Origin of the sequence: Sphingomonas suaedae (assembly GCF_007833215.1) — a bacterium.
GTDB lineage: Bacteria > Pseudomonadota > Alphaproteobacteria > Sphingomonadales > Sphingomonadaceae > Sphingomonas > Sphingomonas suaedae.
Genome location: NZ_CP042239.1, coordinates 2126759 through 2150054, shown reverse-complemented (window position 1 = coordinate 2150054; position 23296 = coordinate 2126759). Strand labels below are relative to the sequence as shown.

Below are 23296 nucleotides of genomic sequence, written 5' to 3'. Positions count from 1 at the left end.
AGCTCCCAGACGCCACCCGAAGCCAATCGCCGCCTCACGCGTTCAACCGTCATGCCGGACGAAACCCCTTCCCGCTCGGAACTGGCGGAAGACCGCACCGACCTCGCCGAGGATCGCACGCTGCTCGCCAATGAGCGCACCTTCAGCGGCTGGGCGCGCACCGCGCTCGCCACCATCGGTATCGGGTTGGGCTTTCACGTCCTGTTCGGCGCCCTCGAACCGGCATGGCTGCCCAAGGTTATTGCGACGGTCTTCATCGCATTGGGCGTCGTCATCATCTGGATGGCCGAGCGGCGCGCCTGCGCGATCCAGAGTCGCCTGTCGGCGCACAACATCCGCACGTTGCGATCGCTCAACATCCGGCTGATCGCCTGGGTCTATACGCTGGGTGCCTTGTCGCTGACGGTCGCGTTGTGGCTCGTCAACGGCGACGCTATTTCTTGAGCAGATCCAGCACCGCAACGGTCATCGCGGTCGTCCCCAGCGTCACCGATGGCTTCGCCTCGACCTTGAAAAAGGGCGAATGGTGCGCGGGCAGCGTCTTTTCACCGCGTTTGGCAGCGTCCAGCTCGGCCTGCGGCGTCCCGCCGACGACGAAATAGGCGCCCGGCACGCCATGTTTCTGCTCGATGAAATAGGCGAAGTCCTCTGCGCCCATGCTCTGTCTCGGCTCGACATGGATGATATCCGCGCCGAATGCGCTGGTGAAGGCGCCGCGCACCCGCCCGGTCAGAGCGGGATCATTGAGCGTCACCGGCGTCGACTCAAAGCCGACCCGCACCTCCGGCAATTTGTCCTCGGGCAGCCCGTTCATCCGCCCGACATTGGCCGCGATCCGCTTGATCCCGTCGAGCAATTTCTTGCGAGTCTCCTCGTCGTCCGACCGTACGGTCAGCTGCAACTCGGCCTTGTCGCTGATGATGTTGTGCTTGAACCCCGAATGAAACGCGCCAACGGTGACCACGCCGGGCTTCAACGGCGCGATCTCGCGGCTCACCAGCGTCTGCAGCGCCATCACGATCTGCGCGCCCATCACGATCGGATCCTTGCCCATATGCGGCGCGGCGCCATGGGTGCCGACGCCATGGATGGTGATGTCGACGCTGTCCGACGAGGATGAGCTGATCCCCGGTTCCAGCCCGATCTTGCCGGTCGGAAAGCCCGACGTGACGTGGAACGCCACCGCATAATCGGGCTTGGGGAAGCGGGTATAGAGCCCATCCTCCATCATCTTGCGCGCCCCGCCGATGCGCTCCTCGGCCGGCTGGACGACGAACACCACCGTGCCCTTCCACCGGCTCTTGAGCTTCGCCAGCTGCCGCGCGGTGCCGATCAGCGAGGTGATGTGCACGTCATGCCCGCACGCATGCATCACCGGCTTCACCACCCCGTCGATATCCTCCTGCGTCACGGTCGAGGCATAGGGCAGCCCGCTATCCTCCTTGAGCGGCAGGCCGTCCATGTCCGCGCGCACCAGCACCACCGGCCCCGGCCCGTTGCGCATCACCCCGACCACGCCGGTTCCGCCGACCTTTTCGGTCACCTCGATCCCGCCGACCGCGCGCAACTCCTTCGCCATGATCGCGGCGGTGCGCGTTTCCTTGTACGAAAGCTCGGGATTCTTGTGGAAATCGATGAACAGCGCCTCGAGATGCGCCGCATAGTCCGCCTCCACCGCTGGCGCGAAGTCCGGCTCGGCCAGCACAGGCGCGGCGATCAGCGACGAAGCGAGCAGGGCGGTGAGCAGGCGCATGGTGGGTCCCCCGAAAACTGACTGCCTCAGGCTATCAGATGGATTCTCCTACGCAATCGCGGGATTCAAGCAGGTCAGCTGCGCCCGTCGGGCGGAGTGGGCCAGATGAAACCGTCGCCCCAGTCGATCAACTGGTCGGTGATCTTCAGCGCGCTCTCGACTTGTTCGATGCGATAGATGGTCTGCCCGAAATTTTTGCCAATCGCGATATCCAGCGCGCCGCCCATTGGGTGTGGAACGGTGAAGCGCAGTCGGATTGCACCCTGATCATGGCTAGACGGCCAGCCGACCGAGCAAGGCTCCCAATAGTCATCGTCGCGTGACCAGTAGCGCCGGTAGATTGCCATCTTGCGCTCGATGAAGTCTCCCAAATCCACCTGCTTCCCCTGTAAATGGTGGTCGCGATCGATCGGCAGCATCTCGCGGTCGTAATCGGCGGCAAGCGCGTGCGCTGCCTCCAACAGGCCATCGGCGGAATCGCCAGCGCCCTTTGGCGCCGCTTCGTCGAGGCGCAGCGCCACGAACAGCGAGGTCGATCCGTTGACCATGCAGCGATAGACGCCGTCCGCGCCCCCGTCCTGCGCCGCGAGCGCCAGCAGCGGCAGCAGGTCGTCGAAGGTGACGGTCTGGACCGGTGTCGTGAGCGCCGCCACGCCGAGCCGCTCGCCCTCAGTCTTCAATCGCGCTGCATCCTCGCACAGCTCGGGCCGGATCGACGGATTCGCCCAGCTCCACATGAAGCTGTGGTCGCGCGGATCGAAGCTACCGAGAATCTGTCCTTGCGCAGCAATTGTCCGCCGGCCGCCGAACTTCAGGACCAGCCGGCCCGCCTCCTGATCAAATGTATAATCGCGTTCGAGGCCAATCCCCCAGTCGCGCGCCAGCGCGATGTTCCGGGCCGTGAGCCAGTCGCACGCTGCGCTCAACCGCGCGGTCAATCCATCGACTTCGCCCGGCGCCGAATATGCAGGTGCATCCGGATCATCCCGGGCGAGCGACAGCTCTTGCACAACCTCCACGATTCGTCCTTGGGCGTCCCGCTTCACCTTGGCGTTGGGCGGCGCAACATCCTGATCGCCTGCCATGAGTTTCTGCAGCCAGTCCAACACAGATCACCATTCCCGATGAAGTGCTTTCAAGTCGGCATTGATGACATTGCGGCGGCGGATGGGGAAGAGGCAGGTGCGGCGTTGCTGGCGAGCGGTCCCCGCCCTACATCACCCCGGTGACCGCCGACCCCAATTCCCCCAGCCGTTTCAACGAAGAAACCGCGACCTACGCCGTGCGCGGGTCGGAGACGCCGGACCTCGACGCCGGCGTCGCTGCGATCCGCAACGTCCTCGCCACGCTCCCTGCGCGCCCGGGCGTCTATCGGATGCAGGACGCGCGCGGTGACGTCCTCTATGTCGGCAAGGCCCGCGCGCTCAGGAACCGCGTCGCCAACTACACCCAGCCCGCCAAGCTCTCCAACCGCCTGCGCCGTATGATCGCCCAGACCCGGTCGATGACCGTGGTGACGACGAACAACGAGGCCGAGGCGCTCCTCCTCGAAGCCCAGCTCATCAAGCGCTTCCGCCCCGCCTATAATGTCCTGCTGCGCGACGATAAGTCCTTCCCCTACATCCTGCTGCGCGGCGACCATGATTTCCCGCGGGTCCAGCTCCACCGGGGCGCACGCCGGGCCAAGGGCGACTATTTCGGCCCGTTTGCCGGCGCGGGGCAGGTGCGCAAGACGCTCAACGCGCTCCAGAAGCTGTTCCTGCTGCGCTCGTGCACCGACGGCTTTTTCAACAGCCGCGACCGGCCGTGCCTGCTCTACCAGATCCGCCGCTGCTCGGCCCCCTGCGTCGATCGAATCGACAAGGCGGGCTATGAGGAACTGGTGTCCGACGCGCGCGATTTCCTGATGGGCAAATCGACCAGGGTCCAGGCGAAGCTGGGCGAGCAGATGGAGGCGGCTGCCGCCAATCTTGATTTCGAGCTCGCCGCGGTGCTGCGCGACCGGCTCAAGGCGCTTACCTTCATTCAGGGGTCGCAGGCGATCAACGCGGAGGGCGTGGGCGACGCCGATATCTTCGCACTGGCGGGCAAGCAGGGCAGCATCGGCATCCAGGCTTTCTTCATCCGCGGCGGCCAGAATTGGGGCCATCGGGCTTTCTTCCCCGCTCACACCGCGGAGGTTCCCGAAGAGGAGGTCTTCGCCCAGTTCCTGATGCAATTCTATGAGGAGGTGCCGCCCCCCAAGGCGGTGCTCATCGATCGCGACCTGCCCGAAGCCGAGCTGCTCTCACAGGCGCTGGCGGAGCGCGCGGGCTTCAAGGTCGAGCTGTCCCGCCCCCAGCGCGGTGCCCGGCGCAAGCTGATGGAACAGGCCCAGCGCAATGCGGTGGAGGCGCTCGACCGCCGCATGGCCGAATCGACGACCCAGGCAAAGATCCTGCGCGACCTCGCCGATTTCTTCGGCCTCGCCGAACCGCCCGACCGGATCGAGGTCTATGACAACAGCCATATCCAGGGCAGCAACGCCGTCGGCGCGATGATCGTCGCCGGGCCGGAGGGGTTCCGCAAGGGCCAGTATCGCAAGTTCAACATCAAGAGCGCCGCGACCGACGACGATCTCGCGATGATGCGCGAAATCTTCACCCGCCGCTTCGCCCGCGCGCAGGAGGAAGACCCCGACCGCGACAAGGGAATCTGGCCCGACCTCGTCCTGATCGACGGCGGGCGCGGCCAGCTCAATGCCGCCCGCGCGGTGCTGGAGGAACTGGGGATCGAGGATGTCTGCATGGTCGGCGTCGCCAAGGGCCCGCACCATGGCCGCGAGGGGCGCGAAGTCTTTCACCTGCTCGACGGCAGCGAACGGATGCTCCCGGTCAACTCGCCTTTGCTGTTCCACATTCAGAAGCTCCGCGACGAGGTCCATCGCTTCGTCATCGGCGCGCACCGTCAGAAGCGCGCCAAGGCGATCGGCGCCTCACCGCTGGACGACGTCCCCGGCATCGGCCCGGCGCGCAAGAAAGCGCTGCTGATGCACTTCGGCACCGCCCGCGCGGTGCGCGGCGCGAGCCTTGAGGATTTGCAAAAGGCCCCCGGCGTCAGCGCGGCGGTGGCGCAGCAAGTGTATGATTTCTATCATTCGCGGTGAGGGGGATGCCGCACAACTGAAAACCACTCACTCCGGCCAGTCCTCGAACGCGCGCGCCACCGCCAGCCGCTCGTTCTCGATCGACAGCGCCGCCCGCGCGCGGTGCCGGGCATCGTCCGCAGCGTGGCGTGCAGCCGCGCTCCAGTCGGGCGCGAATCCCCCGAGCGCCGCCAGCGTCTTCTGCAGCTTCATCGCCACCTCGACATGGGCGGCGCCGTCGCGCGCGATCGGGCGGAATGCGTCCACCACCAGCTTTTCGATCGCCAGCGCCGGGACCACCACCCGTTCGTCGAATGGCGCGCCCTTTGCACCGGCCAGCTTTTGGAGCACCCGCAGCTGCGCGCCCAGCACCGCGATCGCCGTGCCGGGATCGTTGACCGCCGGCGACAGCGCGCGCGACGCGATCTCCGACAGCACGATCAGGCCAAAGCGCGGATCGTGGTCGAAGCTGCGGTCGCGCTGGACCGTGATCGACTCGGCGACCCGAGCGCAGGTCGCCTCATCGCCATCCACGACCCATGCGACTACCCGCCCCGGATCGACGAAGCTGCCGGGAAGCACCGCCAGATGCACGTGCCCGCCGCACGCGGCCATCGCCTCGCCCAGCTCGGACAGATCGATATTGGTGACATGGCCGATCCGGTCCCCGCAGCGCACCGGCTGCGCATCGGCGGGGACCGGCGGCGTGGCGAGCGCGGCGATGCGCGGACGGTGCTGAACCGATTGGACCGCCGCCATCGCCGCGCGCTCGACCCGGGTGATCGTGTCGTGCACCCGGCCCAGCAGCGCGATATGCTGAATCCAGCGCAGCAGCGTGACGGCGATCACCACGATCAGCGCGATCGTGCCCCCGAACAGCAACACGCGCCCCTGCTCGCCATAGAAACCGGTGGAAAGCGCGATAATCCCGACGATCGCGAACAGGAACGCGCCCAGAAAGGTGGACAGCGCATTTTGCGACGTCGTGTCTTCGAGCAGCAGGATCACCGCGCGCGGCGTGACATTGGCGGTCGCCGCGCCATAGGCGGAAACCATCGCGGTCAGCGAAAAGGTTGTCACCGCCAACATGCTCGACGCGATGATGCCCAGGATATTGTCGACCGCGTCCGCCCCGATCTTGGCCCCCAGCTCATAGGGGATCAGCGGCGCGATCAGCGGGGCGACCAGCGCGAGCAGCGCCGCCGCGAACGAAAAGGCGGCGGCCCGAAACCACAACCGCCGCGACACCAACCGCCACAGCCATGCCCAACGGCTCATATGGGCTTCCGGACCGGATTCGTAACGATCATGCCCGTCCAACCCGCCGGGACGGGGGAGGTTCCGGGGTGGGGGCGGTCACCAGCCGGGCAGCGGCGCGGCGTCTGCCATTCGGTGCTCAGCCAACGCTGACGCCGGGATCGCCAACCGTTAGCTTCTGGGCCGATTACGGTCTGGCAGGTCTCAGAACACAAATCCGGCGTTGCCGACGTCCAGAAACTACTAACGCAGCAGCCCGTTCAAATGCTTAAACGCCGCCTCGAAGCGGTCCTTCGTCTCGTCTGACACCTTCGGCCACAGCTTGGTGAGCTGCTCGGTGAAGTAGCGTGCCGGTCGGTAGTGTCCGAACGAACCCGACTTCATCGGGTTGTCAGCCAGCCAAGCCTCGATGGCTCGAAGGCTGCGCGGCTCCTTCGCGTTGAGCTTGGTCTTGGTGATCTTCTCCGACAGCTGTCCTGCAAACTCACCGTTCACTAGGTCGATGTAGAAGGCACGGTCGAACATGTCTTCGACATCCGCTTCGGCAGTGCCCGTGAAGTCAGCATAGGTCGAAACTTGCTTCTTGGTGAGCAGCTTCTTCTTATAGAGGTCCTCGATGAGCTGCTTGTCGCTGTTCTGGATATCTAGCAGTGTGGCGACATTCATGCCCTTCTGCGAGCCGAGCATGGCGACGAAGGTGGGCACCTTGCCGCTACCGCCCACGGGGGTGATGACCCACTGCTCCGACAGCCCAGTGCGGCCCTCGCGCTCCAGCTCGCCGGACACGGCGCGGAGATAGAGCATGTCGGCGACGCCCTCCACGATCAGCGAGTTGGGGCCGATGAACAGTGTCTGCTGGATTTCGTAGCCGAGCGCGCCCTGCAACGGGAACAGGCTGTCATCGGTGGCGTCGAAGACGTTGGCCAGCACCTTGGTTCCGTCCTCCTCCTTTGGCAGCGCTTCGGGGGCGTCGATGCCCAGGTCCTGCACGATACGCACCCGCTCAAACTTGGTAGGGTCGATCATGAACGGGGAGTGCGTGGTGTAGAGGAGCTGGTGGCCCGAAAGTTCCGAGTCGAAGTAGCGCAGCAGGTCGGCTTGAGCCCGACCGTGCAGCGACAGACCAGGTTCATCCAGCAGCAGGATGACGTTCTGTCCTTGGCGCTTCACGTCCTCGTACCAAGCGAGGAAGGAGAAGAACCACACAAATCCTCGCGAACGGTTGCTCAGTGGCGTCGTCGCCCAGTGCACGGAGTCGTACACCTCGCCCCAGACGTTAACGCCCTGCTGCATCCCCTCTGGGTCACCGACTTTCGCGTCACGCACGTCGAAGCGCATCTGAATGTGCCTGTTCTGGGACCAGTACTTGACGATTCGCTGGGTCAGGTGGTTCCCGGCACCTTGCAGCTTGTTTTTCAACTCGACCGTGTTGTTGGTGGCCACGAGCTTGCGGTGGTCGAGGCGCGCCAGGTTGATGAGGCCGATGAGGGGGTAGTCCGAGTCAAGCAGCTGGTCCTTGTCCTCGCGCGTGATGAGGGCGTTGAGGTTGGCCTGCCCCTCCATCTGGTAGTACTCGTCGAAGTACAGGAACTTGGGCGCGCGCGGCCAAATCAACGTGTTGAAGACGTAATAGCTAAGCTCCTTCTCGCGGACTTTCGCCACCAGCTTCTTCACGGCGTTGACCGCATCCGTCGCTTCGACCGCATCAAGCGCGGTTGCAAAGTCCTTCCAAGTCGCCGCAGCCGCCAATGCAGCGCGAAGATCATCGGAAAGAGCCGGGTTGCTGGCGAGGTGCTTGCGCGCGGCGGCATTGTCGCACGTGAGCGTATATCTGCTGTTTCCGTTACCGTAATAGGTCGTCCGCTTGAAGGTCTTACCATTGAGCACATTGGGGCCGAAAACGTTCTCCACCGCGAGCAGGTCGTCCTTCTCCAGCTCGTAGGTGCACTCGACTACCGCAGCCTCCTCACGCTCCCCGTTTTCGACGGCGAAACGGTAGTCTTCGACCTCCCGCTTCGGGTAGTCGTATGTCTCGTCGAAGACGGCGTCGCCCGTGCGGATCGGGTTAGTGCGGTAGAGCGCGGTCAGGACCGTGGTCTTGCCCGCCTCGTTCTTGCCCACGAAGCAGGTGGTCTGGTCGTCAACCTCAATCGGGCCGCTGTCCCAGATGCTGCGGAACTCTCGAACCCGATACTGCTTCAGCTTCATCTCAAGCCCACCCTGCTGATTAACTGCGCGGTGATCGCGGGTACTTCTATGAAGGAACAGAAAACGAACAGCAAGACTTACGACGTGCTGACCTGTGGTGAAGCAAGTGCAAAGAGCGGAAGGAAATCAACGTCGCGCGCTGAACGACCGACCGCTTGAGCATTCAGCGTCCTAGACGTGGAAAAACTCGGAGTGCGCCTTCAGCGCTGCCAGCACCGATGTGCAGACATGCAGCACGTCGTGCTTCTTACCGTCTGGAGTCTCGACCACGACCGTCTCGCGGGCGTCGGAGTGCGTTGTACCATCTGAATAATAGGTGCCGTCGCTGAAGGCCGCGCCCTTGCCACGAAGGAGGTGTTCTGCACGTAGACCGATCAGCTCAGACTTGGGGTGTCGGGTTAGTTCCACGTGCTTCCCGGCGTTCGCGATCGCCCGCACGGTGTGGAAAGCAGGGACCTGGGCGGCAATCTCCTCTGCGATCGCGTGCGGAGTACTAGATCTGACATACGCGACCACGTCCGCAAAGTGATACAAAATGATGCAAGTTGAAATGGCGAGCTCGTAGGCGCTCGGCTCCGCCTCGAAACGACGGCAGAGCGGTGACGCGAGTTCATCCATGTACACTTGGGGATTCGAAAAGGCCATGGTTGGGGCATACTCGGACCCGACCAAATACTCCATGAGGCATCATCCGGGACGTTCCAATCCCCGGAGTCGGGGGTCCGCTTTCAGGAAATTTGCAGGGTCAGTCTAATGACCAATGTTAGGGCGCAAAGCTGACGTGGTGTCATCCCCCGCTTTGGTGTCGGAGGCGGTCAACCCACCTTCGTCTCCACCCCAAATTCGGCCAGCTGCCTAACGCCCACTGCCAGCCGTTCCGACATCATCCACCGGGACTGTCCTACAAGCCCCCGAATCACTACACTCCCGCCATGCCCATCGCCATGCCTTCGCCGCTCGCCTCCATCGCGCTGAACTCTCAGGCGACACCCTTCACATACGGGAATTTTGTCAGAATTGTCAGCATAATGAACGTCTGCGTTCAGTTATTTCCGCCGCATTTTGCGATTTCTTCACCCCTGTCCGTTACGCCGCCGCCATGCCCACGCGCGCTTTCCTGACCGTCGATACCGAATTGATGTGGCGGCACCACGCCGCCGGGCTGCCGATATCGGAGATCGCGGAGCGGTCGCTGGAGCCGGCCGGGGTCGGCATCGGCTATCAGCTGCGTCGCTTCGCCGACCATGGCCTTCGCGCCACCTTCTTCGTCGATCCGATGCCCGCCGTCGCCTATGGCCTCGATCCGATCAAGCGCGTCGTCGGCGCGATCCTTGAGGCGGGGCAGGAGGTTCAGCTGCACCTCCACCCCAATTGGGCCGCTGCGCGCGACGATGATCGCACCGCCGCCGCCTCGTTCGAACTGATCGACTTCACCTTTGCCGAACAGCGCGATCTGATCGCCGCCGCGTCCGACCTGCTGGTCGCCGCCGGGGCGCCGCGTCCGGTCGCGTTCCGCTCGGGCAGCTACAGCGCCAGCGACGATACCCTGGCGGCGCTCGCCGAACTCGGCATCCGCTATGACAGCAGCCATAATGGCTCCGAACATCCCTGGCCCAGCGCCATCGGCCTGAACCCGCGCCAGATCGCCCCGGTCGAACATCGCGGCGTGATCGAGGTGCCGGTGACGCTGATCGAGGATGTCCGCGGCCATCTTCGCCATTTCCAGATCTGTGCGCTCTCAACCGCCGAGATGCGCGACGCGCTCGACCATGCGGTGTCGGCGGGACATGCGGCGGTGACGATCGTCAGCCATGGCTTTGAACTGGCCAACCGTTCGGGCACCCGGCCCAATGCGGTGCATGTCCAGCGTTTCGACTCGCTCTGCGCGATGCTGGCGGAGCGCAAGGGGGGGATCGAGACGGCGCAGTTCGCCGATTTGCCGGACCTGCCGCTCGACCGCGCCGACTCCCCGCTCGGACCCAGCCTGATCCGCACCCGGATGCGTCAGGCGCAACAGCTCTGGTCGAACCTGGTGTCGGAGCGCGCCGCATGAGCGCCGCTGCCCGTCCGACCCCGCTCAACTTCCGCATCGGCGCGCGGACTTTGATGGCCGTGCAGCGCGACATGGTCCGCGTGCCGCTCGGCCTGGATGAAGCCCGCGAAGGCCGCTTGCCCGTCCTGCCGCCCCTGCCCCGCGACGCGCATGGCTATGTCGTGACCTCGCTGCCCGAGGATCGGCTTGAGGCGATGGTCTATGCTTCGGGCCGGATGATCGGCTTCGTCCGGCAGAAATATACCCGCTATTATGCCGATCTGACCGGCGGCTTCGACGCCTATATGGCGAACCTGTCCGGCAATGCGCGACAGGGGGTGCGCCGCAAGGCCAAGAAGATCGCCCAGGTCTCCGGCGGCGAACTCGACATCCGCAGCTATCGCACCCCGGCCGAGCTGGAGGCGTTTCACGACATCGCCCGCCGCATCGCGCTGCGCACCTATCAGGAAAAGCTGATGGGCGAAGGGCTGCCCGCCGGTCCCGACTTCATCCGCGACATGATGGCGCGGGGCGCGGCGGACGCGGTGCGCGCCTGGCTGTTGTGGATCGCGGGCGAGCCTGCCGCCTATCTCTACTGCCCTGCACAGGGCGATACGCTGATCTATGAATATGTCGGCCATGACCCGGCGTTCAACGACCTGTCGCCCGGCGCGGTGCTGCAGGTGGAGGCGTTTCGCGACCTGTTCGAGGAGGGGAAATATACCCGGTTCGACTTCACCGAGGGCGATGGCCAGCACAAGCGCCAATATTCGACCGGCGGGGTGCCGTGCGTCGATCTGCTGCTGCTGCGCCCCAGCCTCACCAACCGGGTGACCACGGCGGCGCTGGGTGGGTTCAACCGCACGGTGGCGGGCGGCAAGGCGCTGATCGAGGCGGCGGGGCTGGAGAAGCTGTCAAAGAAGCTGCGCCGGGGCTAGGCTATTCCTCCCCTGCAACGCAGGGGAGGGGGACCAGCCGAAGGCTGGTGGAGGGGCCGCCCCTTAGAGGGCGGAATTTGCCGAGCTGCTCACCGCCGTCTGCGCGGCGGCCCCTCCGTCATCGCTCCGCGATGCCACCTCCCCCTGAGGGGGAGGAATTGCTAGACGACGCCATGCACCTGCGCACCTCCGCCATCGTCCTCGCCATCCGCCCGCATGGCGAAAGCGGAGCGATCGTCCGGGCATTGACGGCGGAGGCGGGGCTGCTGGCGGGCTATGTCCGCGGCGGCCGCTCCCGCCAGCACCGTCCGGTGCTCCAGCCGGGCAATGTCATTCTGGGCGACTGGCGCGCCCGAACCGAGGAGCAACTGCCCGCGCTGGTCGCCGAACTGGTCCATAGCCGCGCCCCGATGTTCCGCGAGCCGCTGCCCGCCGCCGCATTCGACTGGGCAACCGCGCTGACCGCCGCATCGCTGCCGGAGGGCCAGCCCTACCCCCCGGTCCATGCCGCGCTGGGCGGGCTGCTCGATGCGATCGAGGCGGCGCCCGCAGCCCGGGGCTGGGCGGTGGCGCTGGTCCGCTACGAATTGCTGCTGCTGGCGATGCTCGGCTTCGGCCTCGACCTGGAGCGCTGCGCAGCCACGGGGACGACCGAAAATCTCGCCTTTGTCAGCCCGAAAAGCGGCATGGCGGTGAGCCGGGCAGGAGCGGGCGGTTATGAAAGCCGCCTGTTGCCGCTCCCCGCCTTCGTCCGCACCGGTGGCGCCGCGGAATGGAACGATATCCTCGATGGATTGCGCCTCACCGGCCATTTCCTCGAACGCGATCTGCTCCATGGCAGGGCGGCAGAAGTGCTGGCGGCGCGATCCCGACTCGTCGATCGGCTCAACAGGGCGGTTGCGTGACGCGGCGCAGCACGGCAAGGGGCCAGCACCTTGAGCAGGTGGAGTGTCCATGCCGTTGATCGCAATCCTTCCCGGCGACGGGATCGGCCCCGAAGTCACTGCGGAGGCCCGCCGCGTCCTTGACGCCCTCGATCTCGGCCTGAGCTTCGAGGAGGCCCCGGTCGGCGGCGCTGCCTATTTCAGCGCCGGTCATCCGCTTCCGCCTGCGACGCTGGACCTTGCGAAACGTGCCGACGCCATCCTGTTCGGTGCGGTCGGCGATCCGCGCTGCGACGCGCTGGAGCGGCATCTGCGCCCCGAACAGGCGATTCTCGGCCTGCGCAAGGAACTGGGCCTGTTCGCCAATCTGCGCCCGGCGAAACTGTTCCCCGGACTTGAGGATGCGTCCGCGCTCCGCCCCGAAGTCGCTGGCGCCATCGACATGGTGATCGTCCGCGAACTCAATGGCGACGTCTATTTCGGCGAAAAGGGGATGCGGACGACGGCATCGGGCCGCCGCGAGGGCTATGACATCATGTCCTATGATGAGGACGAGGTGGCACGGATCGCAAAGGTCGGGTTCGAAACGGCGCGGGTCCGCAAGGGCAAGCTCTGCTCGGTCGACAAGGCCAATGTCCTCGAAACCTCGCAATTGTGGCGCGACGTGGTCATCGAAATATCGGCGCAATATCCCGATATCGCGCTGACACATATGTATGTCGATAACGCCGCGATGCAGCTTGTTCGCAACCCCGGTCAGTTCGACGTGATCGTCACCGGCAATCTGTTTGGCGACATCCTGTCGGACCAGGCGAGCATGTGCGCCGGGTCGATCGGGATGCTCCCCTCCGCCTCGCTCGATGGCAGCGGCAAGGGGCTGTTCGAGCCGATCCACGGCAGCGCCCCCGACATCGCCGGGCAGGGCAAGGCGAACCCGTGCGCGACGATCCTGTCGGCGGCGATGCTGCTGCGCTATTCGCTCGGCATGGACGCGGCGGCCGATCGGGTCGAGTCGGCAGTGACCGCGGCGCTGACCGGTGGCGCGCGCACGGCGGATCTCGGCGGCACGCTCTCGACTGCGGCGATGGGCGATGCGGTGGTGAAGGCGCTCGGGTGACCGCAACAGCGCTCGAACTGGCGGTCGTCGTCCCGACCTTCAACGAATCGCGTAACGTGCCGGTGATGGTGGCGGCGATGGACAAGGCGCTGGCCGGACGGCGCTGGGAAGTCATCTTCGTCGATGACGATAGCCCCGACGGCACCGCCGACGCGGCGCGCGCGATCGGACGGACCGACCCGCGCGTGCGGGTGGTGCAGCGGATCGGGCGGCGCGGGCTGTCCTCGGCGACGATCGAGGGGATGTGCGCGACCGCCGCGCCCTTCGTCGCGGTGATCGATGGCGACATGCAGCATGACGAGACGCTGCTGCCGAAGATGCTCGATGCGCTGCTGGCCGACGACAGCGTCGATGTCGCGATCGGATCACGCTTCGTCGAGGGCGGCGGCACCGGCGAATGGGACCGCGACCGAGTCGCCAAGTCGGAACTGGCAACCCGCATCTCGCGCAAGGTGCTCAAGGCGGATCTCAGCGATCCGATGAGCGGCTTCTTCATGATCCGCGCCGACCTTGTCCGCACCATCGTCCCACATCTCTCGGCGATCGGGTTCAAGATCCTGCTCGACATCCTGACCGCCAGCCCGAAGCCGCTGAAGTTCGTCGAACTTCCCTATGTCTTCCGCACGCGGCAGATCGGTGAGAGCAAGCTCGACCATGTAGTCGCGATGGAATTTCTGATCGCGCTCTATGACCGCATGTTCGGGCGGGTGGTACCGGTGCGGTTCGTGATGTTCTCCGCCATCGGCGCACTGGGCGCGGGGGTGCATTTTGCGGCGCTGTGGCTGTTCTTCCGCCTGTTCGGATACAGCTTCCTCACCGGCACGATCGTCGCGACGCTGATCGCGATGACGTTCAACTTCTTCCTCAACAACGCGCTCACTTATCGCGACGCGCGGTTGAAGGGCTTTCGCGCGCTGCTCGACGGCTGGGTCGGATTCTGTATCGTCTGTTCGGTGGGCGCGGTCGCGAATATCGGCGTCGCAGCGTTCCTGCACGATGTCCAGCAGGCGCAATGGGCGCCATCGGCATTGGCCGGAATTGCCGTTGCGGCGGTGTGGAACTTCGCGCTGTCTTCGCGCTTCGTATGGGGGCGCTACTAAAGCGCTACGCCCAACCGGGAAGCCACATCCATCGCGTGAACGCGCGCTCGTGGGTCAGCGCCTGCGCCGAGAGGATCGGGTAAAAATAGGCAAAGGCGCCCACCGCCGGGATCAGCAGCCATTCGTCGCGCCGTTTCAACGCGTCCCGCCAATGGTGAAAGGCGACCGCCAACACCACGCACAGGACGATGCTCGGCAGATAATAATAATAAAAGAATCCCAGCGATTTGGGGATGATCGCCCATATGCCGATCGAAAAGGTCCACAGCATCGCCGCCGCCAGCGGGACACCTGCCTTCTCACGCACCCCCGCCCACCAGCACGCCGCCACCGCGACCAGCCCCGTCCACAGGATCGCCGGATTGCCGATCAGCAGCACGCCGCGCATCACCCCCTGATCCTTCTCATAGAAATACCAGATCGGTCGCAGCATCAGCGGCCAGCTCCACCAGTCCGACTGGTAATTATGGGGGCTGAGCACCTGAGTCTGCAGCGCCCACATCTCGAACTGGAAGGGGATCAGGCGATCCAGCGTCATTGGCCCGACGCGATAGAAAAAGGCGGGGGCGAAGGTCGCGAAATAGGTGGCGATGCTGACCACGCCAAACGCCGCCAATGCGGGGAACCAGTGCATCCCGCTAAATCGCGCCGGGTCGCGCCAGCGCAGCCACAGGAATGCGACGCCCGCCAGCGCGACATAGGGGATCGCCGCCCATTTCACTCCGACCGCCGCACCCAGCAGCACCGCGCTCGCTAGCCACCAGAGCCAGACGCGGCGCGTCTTGGCGTGCATCGCTGCGAGAAACGCGACGCCGCCCCAGACGAGGAAGCCGCCCAGAAACACGTCGAGCATCCCGATCCGCGCCTGCACGAACACCATCTGCCCGAGCAGCGCGAAGATCGCCGCGAATAGCGCCGGGCGCGTCGCGCGGGTCAGCAACAGGGTGAAGGCATAGACGCCGACGATCGTCGCGGTGCCGAACAGCGTCGAGAAGGCGCGCCAGCCGATCGGATTGTCGCCGAACAGATGGATACCCAGCGCGATCAGCGATTTGCCCAGCATCGGATGTTCGGGATTGGTGATGTGCGAGAAATCGAGCAGCACCCGCGCGGCAGTGACGTAATGGACTTCGTCGAACAACAGGGTGCTCGGCCGCTCGATTCCGATGGTGAACAAGGCTTGCGCGACGGCCGCAATCAGCAGGGCAAGCAGGGCGGGGCGCTGTTCGAGACGGTCGAGCATCGCGGCGTTCGATAGCTGAGCTTGGCGCCCGCGTCATCCGTCCCGCTTGGCACGCGCGCCAACCGCGCTTAGGAGCATCGCCATGAAGCGTCGTACCGGACAAGATCGCAGCATCACCCGCAACTGGAAGCCCGCCACGCTCGCCGTGCGCGGGGGCACCGCCCGCAGCGAATGGGGGGAGACGAGCGAGGCGCTCTTCCTGACCTCCGGCTACGCCTATGACTGCGCGGGCGACGCCGCCGCGCGCTTCGCGGGCGAGCAGCAGGGCATGACCTATTCGCGGCTCCAGAACCCCACGGTCGAGATGCTGGAACAGCGCATCGCCCTGCTGGAGGGCGCGGAGGCGTGCCGCGCGACCGCATCGGGCATGGCGGCGATGACCGCGGCCTTGCTGTGCCAGCTGTCGGCGGGCGACCATCTGGTCGGCGGGCGCGCCGCCTTCGGGTCGTGCCGCTGGCTCACCGATACGCTGATGCCGCGCTTCGGGATCGAGACGACAGTGGTCGATGCCCGCGATCCACAGCAATTTATCGACGCGATCCGCCCGAATACCAAGGTCTTCTTCTTCGAAACGCCCGCCAATCCGACGATGGACGTGGTGGACCTCCAGGCCGTGTGCGCCATCGCGAAGGATCGCGGCATCACCACCGTTGTCGACAATGCCTTCGCGACCCCCGCGCTGCAGCGTCCGATGGAGTTCGGCGCCGATGTGGTGGCTTACTCCGCGACCAAGATGATGGACGGACAGGGCCGCGTGTTGGCGGGCGCGATCTGCGGCAGCGAGGACTTCATCACCAACACGCTGCTCCCCTTCCATCGCAACACCGGCCCGACGCTCAGCGCATTCAATGCCTGGGTGGTGCTCAAGGGGCTGGAGACGCTGGACCTGCGCATCCGCCGCCAGAGCGAGAATGCGATCGCCGTCGCGCGCTTCCTCGAGGGGCGCGTGCCCATTGTGAACTATCCCGGCCTGCCCAGCCATCCGCAGCACAATCTGGCGATGCGCCAGATGGATGCTGCCGGGCCGATCTTTTCACTGGAACTCGATGGCGGACGCAAACAGGCGCATGGCCTGCTCGATGCACTGGGCCTCATCGACATTTCAAACAATATCGGCGACTCTCGCTCGCTGATGACCCATCCCGCCTCCACCACCCACAGCGGCGTCGCCGAAGACCAGCGCGAGATCATGGGCGTGCGTGAGGGGATGCTGCGGATCAATGTCGGACTGGAAGACCCCGCCGACCTGATCGACGATCTCGACCAAGCGCTCAGGGCGGTCGGGCTGTGAAGGCGTTGTTCGGCCAGGAAGCGGTGACGCGCGACATCACGGTGCGCGTGTCGGTCAGCTATCTGTCCGAACAGTCCGAGCCCGATCGCGGTCGCTGGTTCTGGGCCTATCATATCCGCATCGAGAACGGCTCGCATCAGGCGGTACAGCTGCTCACGCGGCGCTGGACGATCACCGACGGTCGCGGCCACCAGCACGTCGTCGAGGGGGAGGGCGTGGTCGGCGAACAGCCGATGATCGCGCCGGGATCGAGCTACGATTATGTCTCCGGCTGCCCACTCACCACGCCGAGCGGCTGGATGGAGGGCAGTTATCTGATGGTCGGCGCCGACGGCCGCGATTTCGAGGTGGCGATCCCCCGCTTCCCCCTGCTCGCGCCTGCGGTGGCGGAGTAGAACTATGAAGCGTACCCATCTCCCCCTCAATGGCCTGCGCGTGCTCGACGCGGCGGCGCGGCATCTGTCCTTTACCCGCGCGGCGGACGAGCTGGCGGTGACCCCGGCGGCGGTCGGGCAGCAAATCCGCGCGCTGGAGGACACGCTGGGCGTGGTGCTGTTCCGCCGCACGACCAGGGGGCTGGAGCTGACGCCCGAGGCTGAGGCTGGCCTTGCCGCGCTGCGCGCCGGCTTCCTGCAGTTCGAGGAATCGGTGCGGGCAATGCAGGCGGGGCAGTCGAGCAAGTCGCTGACCATCGCCGCGCCGCGCGACCTCACCGAAAAATGGCTGATGCCCCGCCTCGCCGAGATCGCACGCGAGGACCCGGAGCTGCGCTTCGTGCTGATTGCGGCGGACGAGGCGATCGACTTCACCGAAGCCAATCTCGATCTCGCGATTCGCTGGGGCGAAGGGCCGGGCGAGCATGAGGGCGAAGCGCTGGAGAGCGACGGGATGGTCACCGTCGCGAAGCCCGGTGCGCGCGCCGACACGCCGATCGGCTGGCCCGGCTGCGTGCAGGAAGACGGCGTCGCGCTGGTCCGTGTCGGCGATGCGGGCCTTGCGCTCGATGCGGCTGCCGAGGGGCTGGGGCGCGCCACCATCCCCGAACTGCTCGCGCGCGGGGATATCGAGGCGGGCCGCGTCGCGGTGATCGGCGAGCCGACAACGTCGCGGCTGGGCTATTGGATGGTCGCGCCGCTGCCGCAATGGCGGCAGAAGAAGGTGAAGGCGCTGGTCGAGGCGCTGGGCGAGGCGTGAGCGCGCTCCCGGTGCGTGAGACGGTGGTGCTGGAAACGCCCCGGCTGGTCCTGCGTCCGCGCCGGGTCGAGGACGCTGATGCAATGTTTCCGAGCTTCGCCGATCCCGACTTGATGACCTATTGGTCCGGTCCCCCGCATGCCAGCATCGAGGATACGCGCGCCGATTTCCATCGTCACGCGTCCGACTGGCGCGCCTGGGCGCTGACGCTCCGCGGCGACGATACGGCGATCGGTATCGTTGCGGCGGGTGAGAAGCGCCAGGGCAACGTCACCGAGCTTGGCTATTTCCTGGCCCGCGCGCATTGGGGCAAGGGTCTCGCCCGCGAAGCGGTGAGCGCGGTGATCGACCGCATCTTTGTCGAGGGCCAGCGCAAGGTGTTCGCCGACACGGACCCCGACAATGCCCCCTCGCGCCGCCTGCTCGAACGGTTCGGCTTTCAACAAGAGGGGCATCTGCGCGCCGAGTGGGAAACCCATATCGGCGTGCGCGATACTCTTATCTACGGCCTGCTGCGCGAAGAGTGGCTCACTGCGAAGCCAATTGCGCGATCAGCCGGTTCATCAGGTTCATGAACACCGGCAATTGAACCCCGGCATCGGCGCGAGTCCACCCGCCGGTGACCGCGTACCAATTGCCCTTCTTGGTCTTGAGCAGCCAGCTGCCATAAATCACCCCCGGCTCCGATCCGCCCTTGAACCCCGCATAGTCGAACAGAGCGGCGTGTGGCGTGCCGGGGTTCGCGGCCATCACCTGCAACGCAGTGTCGCCGCCTTTCGTCCGAAGCCAGTCGAGCAGCGCCGCCTGGTCGCGCGGGGTGGCGAACCATTCGACATCGAGCGCCAGCGGCGTCTCGCCGAACAGCCCGGTATCGACCTTGGTCGCCGCGATCCGAGCCTGATTGTCCTTCAGCAGTTTTCGACGCCCCTCCGCCCCGGCGGCCTTCCACTGTGCGGCGAGTTGGGCATTGGCGGGGGATTTCAGCCGAAACGCTTCCATCGTCGTGAGCACGGGCAGGGTCGCACTCGCATCGCCCCTGCTGCTGCGCGCGACCATCGCATCGACGTTGTCGCGGCCAAGCGTCCGCATCAGCGTGTCGGTGGCGGTATTGTCACTGATCGAGATCATCAGCGTCGCCAGCGTCTGGAGCGTCACTGGCGCATTCTGGGGCCAGGTCTGGGTGACGCCGGACGGCAGCGAGCGCTGCGCGTCGATCCGCACCACATCGCTCCACCGGCGTTCCCCGGCCTCGACCTGGCGCGCGGCTTCGGCCAGCACCCATAGTTTGAACGCGGAGCCGAGTGGCATCGTCGCGCCGCCGCCATGTTCGAACTGCGGGGTTCGTCCCTCGCCGAGGGCATAGACGCCGAACGCGGTCTGTCCGGGCAGTGCCTTGAACTCGGCCTCGACCTTTTCGGCAGTGTCGCCGCGCGGCTCGATCCCAGTGATGAGCAGCCCGGTGACCCTGTGGGGTGGGGCGGGGTCGACGATCAACTGGATCGTGGCGATGCCGCGCTCGAAGCCCAGCAGCAAGGTCGCCTCATAGGGGGAGGTCGCCGTCACCTTCTCGACCGTTCCGATCGCGCCATATTGCGCCACCAGTTGCGGCCCGATCGCATCGAACTTGTCCTTCGGCACCTGCGCCTTGAAGCTGGGCGCGAAATAGGCGTCGAAATCGCCCTTGGCTGCGACGATCGCGGGAAGTTCGGCGATCCGCTGGGTCAGGGCAGGCGCGGGTTGAACCGGCGCGGCGCTGTCAGGCGGCGTAGTCTGTGCGGTCGCTGGCATCAGCGACGCGGCGAGCAGGCACAGGGCAAGGAGGATGAGGCGCATCTGCGGTCCTTTCGGGTCAATCTTCGGTGGAGTCGCGTTCGGCGTCGAGCGCGGCGATCTGTTCGTCGAGCGTTCGGGCGGCACGGCGGTTGAGCCAGAGCACGAGCCACAACGCCGCAGCGGACGAGACCACAACCAGGGCGATCGGGGCGAGCGCCGCGGCGAGCGGCATGACCTGCACGCTCTTGTGGCCGACCGCCGCCGCGAACAGGATCATGCCGGGCAGGGTGGGGCCGATATACCAGCTGGCGACGCTCGCCAGCGTGTCGCGCTGGGCGACGAGCTGGTTGCGATAATAGGCATGGGCGTCCTGCGCGAGCGCGGCGGCGTCGTCGCGCGGGCGGCGGCGCCACAAATTCCACATGACGATCGCGGTCCCAAGCAGCGTTACGGCACAGGCGATGCGCATCGTCCAGAAGGGGATGGCGACCGCCATCCAGCCGAACGCGACCATCACAAACAGCCCTGCCGCATATTCGGTCAGGTCGCGCCGCAGGACACGCCGCCGCAACAGTCGTGAGCGGCGTGCGAGCTCGTCATGCGAAAGGCCGCGCGCGTCGTGCTCCTGCGCGGTCCACAGCGTGATGAAGGGATCGCTCATGCGGGATCTCCCTGGGCGAAATGGCGGGCGAGCATCGCCTTGATACGATGCACCTTCACCGCGACATTGGTGGAGGACAGACCGGTGATCTCCGCGATGACGCGGGCCTCCAGCCCTTCGAGATAGAGCAGCATGACGCCGCGGTCGGCGGGTTCGAGCGCGGCGATCAGCGCGCGGATGCGCGCAAGTGTCTGGGCTTCCCCCGCCTCGAACTCCGGATTGGTGCTGGCGGGCAAGTCGCCTGCCTCCTCCAGCGTCACCAGTTTTGCCGAACGGGCGCCGCGCGCGGCATGGGTCGCGGCGGCATTGTGCGCCACGCGATAGACCCAGGTACCGAGCGCGCAACGCCCGTCAAATGCCGCCAGGCTGCGCCACAGCGCAAGATGGATATCCTGTTCCAGATCGCGGGCGCGGTCCGCATCGCGCTCGATCGCCCGGGCAAGCCGGGCGATTGCGGGAGCATGGGCCGTACAGGCATCGGCATAGAGCCGGTCCTGCGCCGTTGCGCCATGGTCGATCGGGGCGGTCATCACGTCCATGCCCCCTTTAGTCGCCGGCGATGCGACCTTCTTACACCGGGGCGCGAAAAATTTGCGCGTCAGGCGTCGATCGCCTCCTCGTCCAGCCGCGCGGCATTTTCCTGGATGAAGGCGAAGCGGTGTGCCGGGTTGGTTCCCATCAGCCGGTCGACCAGATCCTTCACCTCCGCGCGCTGCTCATATTCCTGGGGAAGGGTGATGCGGACCATGCTGCGCGTCTTCGGGTCCATCGTCGTTTCGCGCAACTGGCCCGGGTTCATCTCGCCCAGCCCCTTGAATCGCGACACCTCCACCTTGCGGCCCTTGAACGCCGTGGCCTCGATCTCCGCCCGGTGCGCGTCGTCGCGGGCGTAGAGGCTCTTCGCCCCGGCGGTCAGGCGATAGAGCGGCGGCTGGGCGAGGTAGAGATGGCCGCGCCGGACGATGTCGGGCATCTCCTGGAAGAAGAAGGTCATCAGCAGCGTGGCGATATGTGCGCCGTCCACATCCGCGTCGGTCATGATGACGATGCGCTCGTAACGCAGATTGTCGGGCACACAGTCCTTGCGCGTGCCACAGCCCAGCGCGAGGATCAGGTCGGCGATCTCGCTGTTCGCGCCGATCTTGGCGCTGGTCGCCGACGCGACGTTCAGAATCTTGCCGCGGATCGGCAGGATCGCCTGCGTCTTGCGATCGCGCGCCTGCTTCGCGCTGCCGCCCGCGCTGTCGCCCTCGACGATGAAGAGTTCGGTTCCGGCGGGGTCGTCGGCCGAGCAGTCGGTGAGCTTGCCGGGCAGGCGCAGCTTGCGACCCGAGGTCGCGGTCTTGCGCTTGACCTCACGCTCCTGCTTGCGCCGCAGGCGATCGTCCATCCGCTCCAGCACATAGCCGAGCAGCGCTTTGCCGCGCTCCATCTTGTCGGTCAGGAAATGGTCGAAATGGTCGCGCACCGCCTTCTCGACCAAGGCGGTTGCCTCGGGGGAGGTGAGGCGGTCCTTGGTCTGCGACTGGAATTGCGGTTCGCGGATGAAGACGCTCAGCATCAGCTCGCTGCCGACCATGATGTCGTCGGCAGTGATGTCCTTGGCCTTTTTCTGCCCGACCAGATCGCCGAACGCGCGGATGCCGCGCACCAGCGCCTGGCGCAGCCCCTGTTCGTGCGTGCCGCCGTCGGGGGTGGGGATGGTGTTGCAATACCAGCTGTAGCTGCCGTCACTCCATAGCGGCCAGGCAACCGCCCATTCGACACGGCCCGCGCCGTCCGGGAACTCCTGCTGCCCTGAGAAAAACTCGGCGGTCGCGCCTTCGCGGGTGCCGAGCTGTTCCTTGAGATGGTCGGCCAGCCCGCCGGGGAACTGGAACACGGCCTCGGCGGGCGTGTCGTCGGTGATCAGCGAGGGGTCGCATTTCCAGCGGATCTCGACGCCCGCGAAGAGATAGGCTTTCGACCGCGCCAGCTTGTAGAGCCGTGCAGGTTTGAAGTGCAGTTCCGGCCCGAAAATCTCCGGGTCGGGGGTAAAGGCGGTCGATGTGCCACGGCGATTGGGCGTGCCGCCCAGATGTTCGATCGGCCCAAGCGTCCGCCCCTGGCTGAAGCGCTGGCGATAGAGCTGCTTCTCGCGCGCAACTTCCACCACCGTATCGATCGACAGCGCATTGACCACCGACACGCCCACGCCGTGCAGGCCGCCCGAGGTGGCATAGGCCTTGCCCGAAAATTTGCCGCCCGAATGCAGCGTCGAGAGAATGACTTCGAGCGCCGACTTGTCCGGGAACTTCGGGTGCGGATCGACCGGGATGCCACGGCCGTTATCGACGACCGTCAGCCGGTTGCCGGGTTCCAGCGTGATCTCGATCCGCGTGGCATGTCCTGCCACTGCCTCGTCCATCGAATTGTCGAGCACTTCGGCGGCAAGATGGTGGAGCGCGCGCTCGTCGGTGCCCCCGATATACATGCCCGGGCGGCGGCGGACAGGCTCGAGCCCCTCCAGCACCTCGATCGAGGAAGCGTCGTAGCTGTTGTCGGGAGTGGCGGAACCGGACTGGAAGAGATCGGACGACATTTGTTCTGGCTAGTGCGCGGAGAGGGGCGGGGCAAGCGCGGCTGTTGCTGCCATGCAACATAATCGCGCAATCGCAATGATCGGCGGGAAAGAAGTCGGCTTTGGCTCGTTGTCGCGGTTCAGTTCAAAACTGGAGTAGC

At 65.8% G+C, this 23296-nt stretch carries 21 protein-coding genes; 11 read left to right on the top strand and 10 right to left on the bottom strand.

Annotation, left to right across the window (positions count from 1 at the left end; translation table 11 throughout):
- Positions 1-51 precede the first annotated feature (51 nt).
- Complete coding sequence (locus tag FPZ54_RS10255) at positions 52-444, top strand: YidH family protein (protein ID WP_145846943.1); 393 nt, start codon at positions 52-54, stop codon at positions 442-444.
- Here FPZ54_RS10255 and FPZ54_RS10250 read toward each other — a convergent pair.
- Complete coding sequence (locus FPZ54_RS10250; protein ID WP_145846941.1) at positions 434-1753, bottom strand: amidohydrolase; 1320 nt, start codon at positions 1751-1753, stop codon at positions 434-436. The two genes, FPZ54_RS10255 and FPZ54_RS10250, sit on opposite strands and share 11 nt — an antisense overlap.
- A 74-nt stretch (positions 1754-1827) precedes the next feature.
- The gene (locus FPZ54_RS10245; protein ID WP_186456726.1) at positions 1828-2838 is read right to left on the bottom strand and encodes a DUF6882 domain-containing protein; all 1011 of its coding nucleotides are present in this window, start codon (positions 2836-2838) and stop codon (positions 1828-1830) included.
- A gap of 140 nt (positions 2839-2978) precedes the next feature.
- Here FPZ54_RS10245 and uvrC point away from each other — a divergent pair, with 140 nt between their 5' ends.
- On the top strand, positions 2979-4898 hold the full coding sequence (gene uvrC / locus FPZ54_RS10240; RefSeq protein WP_145846938.1) for an excinuclease ABC subunit UvrC: 1920 nt from the start codon (positions 2979-2981) through the stop codon (positions 4896-4898).
- Between the two features lie 27 nt (positions 4899-4925).
- On the opposite strand, the gene FPZ54_RS10235 is transcribed toward uvrC, so the two are convergent.
- From FPZ54_RS10235 to FPZ54_RS10225, 3 genes are all read right to left on the bottom strand, one after another.
- Entirely contained in the window at positions 4926-6155 is a 1230-nt protein-coding gene (locus tag FPZ54_RS10235; RefSeq protein WP_145846936.1) for a DUF2254 domain-containing protein, read from the bottom strand.
- Between the two features lie 222 nt (positions 6156-6377).
- The gene (locus FPZ54_RS10230; RefSeq protein WP_145846934.1) at positions 6378-8342 is read right to left on the bottom strand and encodes an ATP-dependent nuclease; all 1965 of its coding nucleotides are present in this window, start codon (positions 8340-8342) and stop codon (positions 6378-6380) included.
- Positions 8343-8513: 171 nt separating this feature from the next.
- Positions 8514-9023: a hypothetical protein gene (locus FPZ54_RS10225; RefSeq protein ID WP_186456725.1), complete on the bottom strand. Its 510-nt coding sequence runs from the start codon at positions 9021-9023 to the stop codon at positions 8514-8516.
- Between the two features lie 418 nt (positions 9024-9441).
- Between FPZ54_RS10225 and FPZ54_RS10220 the strand changes: the two genes are divergently transcribed.
- The 5 genes from FPZ54_RS10220 to FPZ54_RS10200 all read left to right on the top strand — a co-directional run bounded on the left by FPZ54_RS10220 (position 9442) and on the right by FPZ54_RS10200 (position 14413).
- Positions 9442-10395, top strand: coding sequence for a polysaccharide deacetylase family protein (locus tag FPZ54_RS10220; RefSeq protein WP_145846930.1), 954 nt, complete (start codon positions 9442-9444; stop codon positions 10393-10395).
- Positions 10392-11312 (top strand): GNAT family N-acetyltransferase, encoded by a 921-nt coding sequence (locus FPZ54_RS10215; RefSeq protein WP_145846927.1) that lies wholly within the window; start codon positions 10392-10394, stop codon positions 11310-11312. The genes FPZ54_RS10220 and FPZ54_RS10215 overlap by 4 nt, the downstream gene beginning before the upstream one ends.
- A gap of 173 nt (positions 11313-11485) precedes the next feature.
- Complete coding sequence (gene recO / locus FPZ54_RS10210; RefSeq protein WP_145849707.1) at positions 11486-12217, top strand: DNA repair protein RecO; 732 nt, start codon at positions 11486-11488, stop codon at positions 12215-12217.
- 49 nt (positions 12218-12266) lie between these two features.
- Positions 12267-13313 (top strand): 3-isopropylmalate dehydrogenase, encoded by a 1047-nt coding sequence (leuB, locus tag FPZ54_RS10205; RefSeq protein ID WP_145846925.1) that lies wholly within the window; start codon positions 12267-12269, stop codon positions 13311-13313.
- The gene (locus FPZ54_RS10200; RefSeq protein WP_145846923.1) at positions 13310-14413 is read left to right on the top strand and encodes a glycosyltransferase family 2 protein; all 1104 of its coding nucleotides are present in this window, start codon (positions 13310-13312) and stop codon (positions 14411-14413) included. Before leuB ends, FPZ54_RS10200 begins: the two co-directional genes overlap by 4 nt.
- Positions 14414-14417: 4 nt before the next feature.
- On the opposite strand, the gene FPZ54_RS10195 is transcribed toward FPZ54_RS10200, so the two are convergent.
- Positions 14418-15656, bottom strand: a complete 1239-nt coding sequence (locus FPZ54_RS10195; protein ID WP_145846921.1) for a phospholipid carrier-dependent glycosyltransferase — start codon at positions 15654-15656, stop codon at positions 14418-14420.
- An 82-nt stretch (positions 15657-15738) separates the two neighbouring features.
- Here FPZ54_RS10195 and FPZ54_RS10190 point away from each other — a divergent pair, with 82 nt between their 5' ends.
- From FPZ54_RS10190 to FPZ54_RS10175, 4 genes are read left to right on the top strand one after another with little or no spacing between them, the layout of a single operon-like run.
- On the top strand, positions 15739-16947 hold the full coding sequence (locus tag FPZ54_RS10190; protein ID WP_145846920.1) for a trans-sulfuration enzyme family protein: 1209 nt from the start codon (positions 15739-15741) through the stop codon (positions 16945-16947).
- Positions 16944-17342, top strand: a complete 399-nt coding sequence (gene apaG / locus FPZ54_RS10185) for a Co2+/Mg2+ efflux protein ApaG (protein ID WP_145846918.1) — start codon at positions 16944-16946, stop codon at positions 17340-17342. The genes FPZ54_RS10190 and apaG overlap by 4 nt, the downstream gene beginning before the upstream one ends.
- Positions 17343-17346: 4 nt before the next feature.
- Entirely contained in the window at positions 17347-18141 is a 795-nt protein-coding gene (locus tag FPZ54_RS10180; RefSeq protein WP_145846916.1) for a LysR family transcriptional regulator, read from the top strand.
- A gap of 11 nt (positions 18142-18152) precedes the next feature.
- Positions 18153-18716 carry a GNAT family N-acetyltransferase gene (locus FPZ54_RS10175; protein WP_145849705.1) on the top strand — a complete coding sequence of 188 codons (564 nt, stop codon included), beginning with the start codon at positions 18153-18155 and terminating at the stop codon, positions 18714-18716.
- Here the strand turns inward: FPZ54_RS10175 and FPZ54_RS10170 are convergent.
- The 4 genes from FPZ54_RS10170 to parE form a co-directional block, all read right to left on the bottom strand.
- Positions 18670-19974, bottom strand: a complete 1305-nt coding sequence (locus tag FPZ54_RS10170; RefSeq protein ID WP_145846914.1) for a serine hydrolase — start codon at positions 19972-19974, stop codon at positions 18670-18672. The genes FPZ54_RS10175 and FPZ54_RS10170 overlap by 47 nt on opposite strands.
- 16 nt (positions 19975-19990) lie before the next feature.
- Positions 19991-20575 carry a hypothetical protein gene (locus FPZ54_RS10165; RefSeq protein WP_145846912.1) on the bottom strand — a complete coding sequence of 195 codons (585 nt, stop codon included), beginning with the start codon at positions 20573-20575 and terminating at the stop codon, positions 19991-19993.
- Complete coding sequence (locus tag FPZ54_RS10160) at positions 20572-21105, bottom strand: RNA polymerase sigma factor (protein ID WP_145846910.1); 534 nt, start codon at positions 21103-21105, stop codon at positions 20572-20574. Before FPZ54_RS10160 ends, FPZ54_RS10165 begins: the two co-directional genes overlap by 4 nt.
- 68 nt (positions 21106-21173) lie before the next feature.
- Entirely contained in the window at positions 21174-23156 is a 1983-nt protein-coding gene (parE, locus tag FPZ54_RS10155; protein WP_145846908.1) for a DNA topoisomerase IV subunit B, read from the bottom strand.
- Positions 23157-23296: the final 140 nt, after the last annotated feature.

Excerpts from the sequence above, each read along its gene's own strand:
- FPZ54_RS10235 (WP_145846936.1), bottom strand. The coding sequence starts at position 6,155 with ATGAGCCGTTGGGCATGGCTGTGGCGGTTGGTGTCGCGGCGGTTGTGG.
- FPZ54_RS10245 (WP_186456726.1), bottom strand. The coding sequence starts at position 2,838 with ATGGCAGGCGATCAGGATGTTGCGCCGCCCAACGCCAAGGTGAAGCGG.
- recO (WP_145849707.1), top strand. The coding sequence starts at position 11,486 with ATGCACCTGCGCACCTCCGCCATCGTCCTCGCCATCCGCCCGCATGGC.
- FPZ54_RS10170 (WP_145846914.1), bottom strand. The coding sequence starts at position 19,974 with ATGCGCCTCATCCTCCTTGCCCTGTGCCTGCTCGCCGCGTCGCTGATG.
- FPZ54_RS10225 (WP_186456725.1), bottom strand. The coding sequence starts at position 9,023 with ATGGAGTATTTGGTCGGGTCCGAGTATGCCCCAACCATGGCCTTTTCG.
- FPZ54_RS10220 (WP_145846930.1), top strand. The coding sequence starts at position 9,442 with ATGCCCACGCGCGCTTTCCTGACCGTCGATACCGAATTGATGTGGCGG.
- FPZ54_RS10215 (WP_145846927.1), top strand. The coding sequence starts at position 10,392 with ATGAGCGCCGCTGCCCGTCCGACCCCGCTCAACTTCCGCATCGGCGCG.
- FPZ54_RS10255 (WP_145846943.1), top strand. The coding sequence starts at position 52 with ATGCCGGACGAAACCCCTTCCCGCTCGGAACTGGCGGAAGACCGCACC.
- FPZ54_RS10250 (WP_145846941.1), bottom strand. The coding sequence starts at position 1,753 with ATGCGCCTGCTCACCGCCCTGCTCGCTTCGTCGCTGATCGCCGCGCCT.
- FPZ54_RS10190 (WP_145846920.1), top strand. The coding sequence starts at position 15,739 with ATGAAGCGTCGTACCGGACAAGATCGCAGCATCACCCGCAACTGGAAG.
- parE (WP_145846908.1), bottom strand. The coding sequence starts at position 23,156 with ATGTCGTCCGATCTCTTCCAGTCCGGTTCCGCCACTCCCGACAACAGC.
- FPZ54_RS10230 (WP_145846934.1), bottom strand. The coding sequence starts at position 8,342 with ATGAAGCTGAAGCAGTATCGGGTTCGAGAGTTCCGCAGCATCTGGGAC.
- FPZ54_RS10165 (WP_145846912.1), bottom strand. The coding sequence starts at position 20,575 with ATGAGCGATCCCTTCATCACGCTGTGGACCGCGCAGGAGCACGACGCG.
- leuB (WP_145846925.1), top strand. The coding sequence starts at position 12,267 with ATGCCGTTGATCGCAATCCTTCCCGGCGACGGGATCGGCCCCGAAGTC.
- FPZ54_RS10160 (WP_145846910.1), bottom strand. The coding sequence starts at position 21,105 with ATGACCGCCCCGATCGACCATGGCGCAACGGCGCAGGACCGGCTCTAT.
- FPZ54_RS10195 (WP_145846921.1), bottom strand. The coding sequence starts at position 15,656 with ATGCTCGACCGTCTCGAACAGCGCCCCGCCCTGCTTGCCCTGCTGATT.
- FPZ54_RS10180 (WP_145846916.1), top strand. The coding sequence starts at position 17,347 with ATGAAGCGTACCCATCTCCCCCTCAATGGCCTGCGCGTGCTCGACGCG.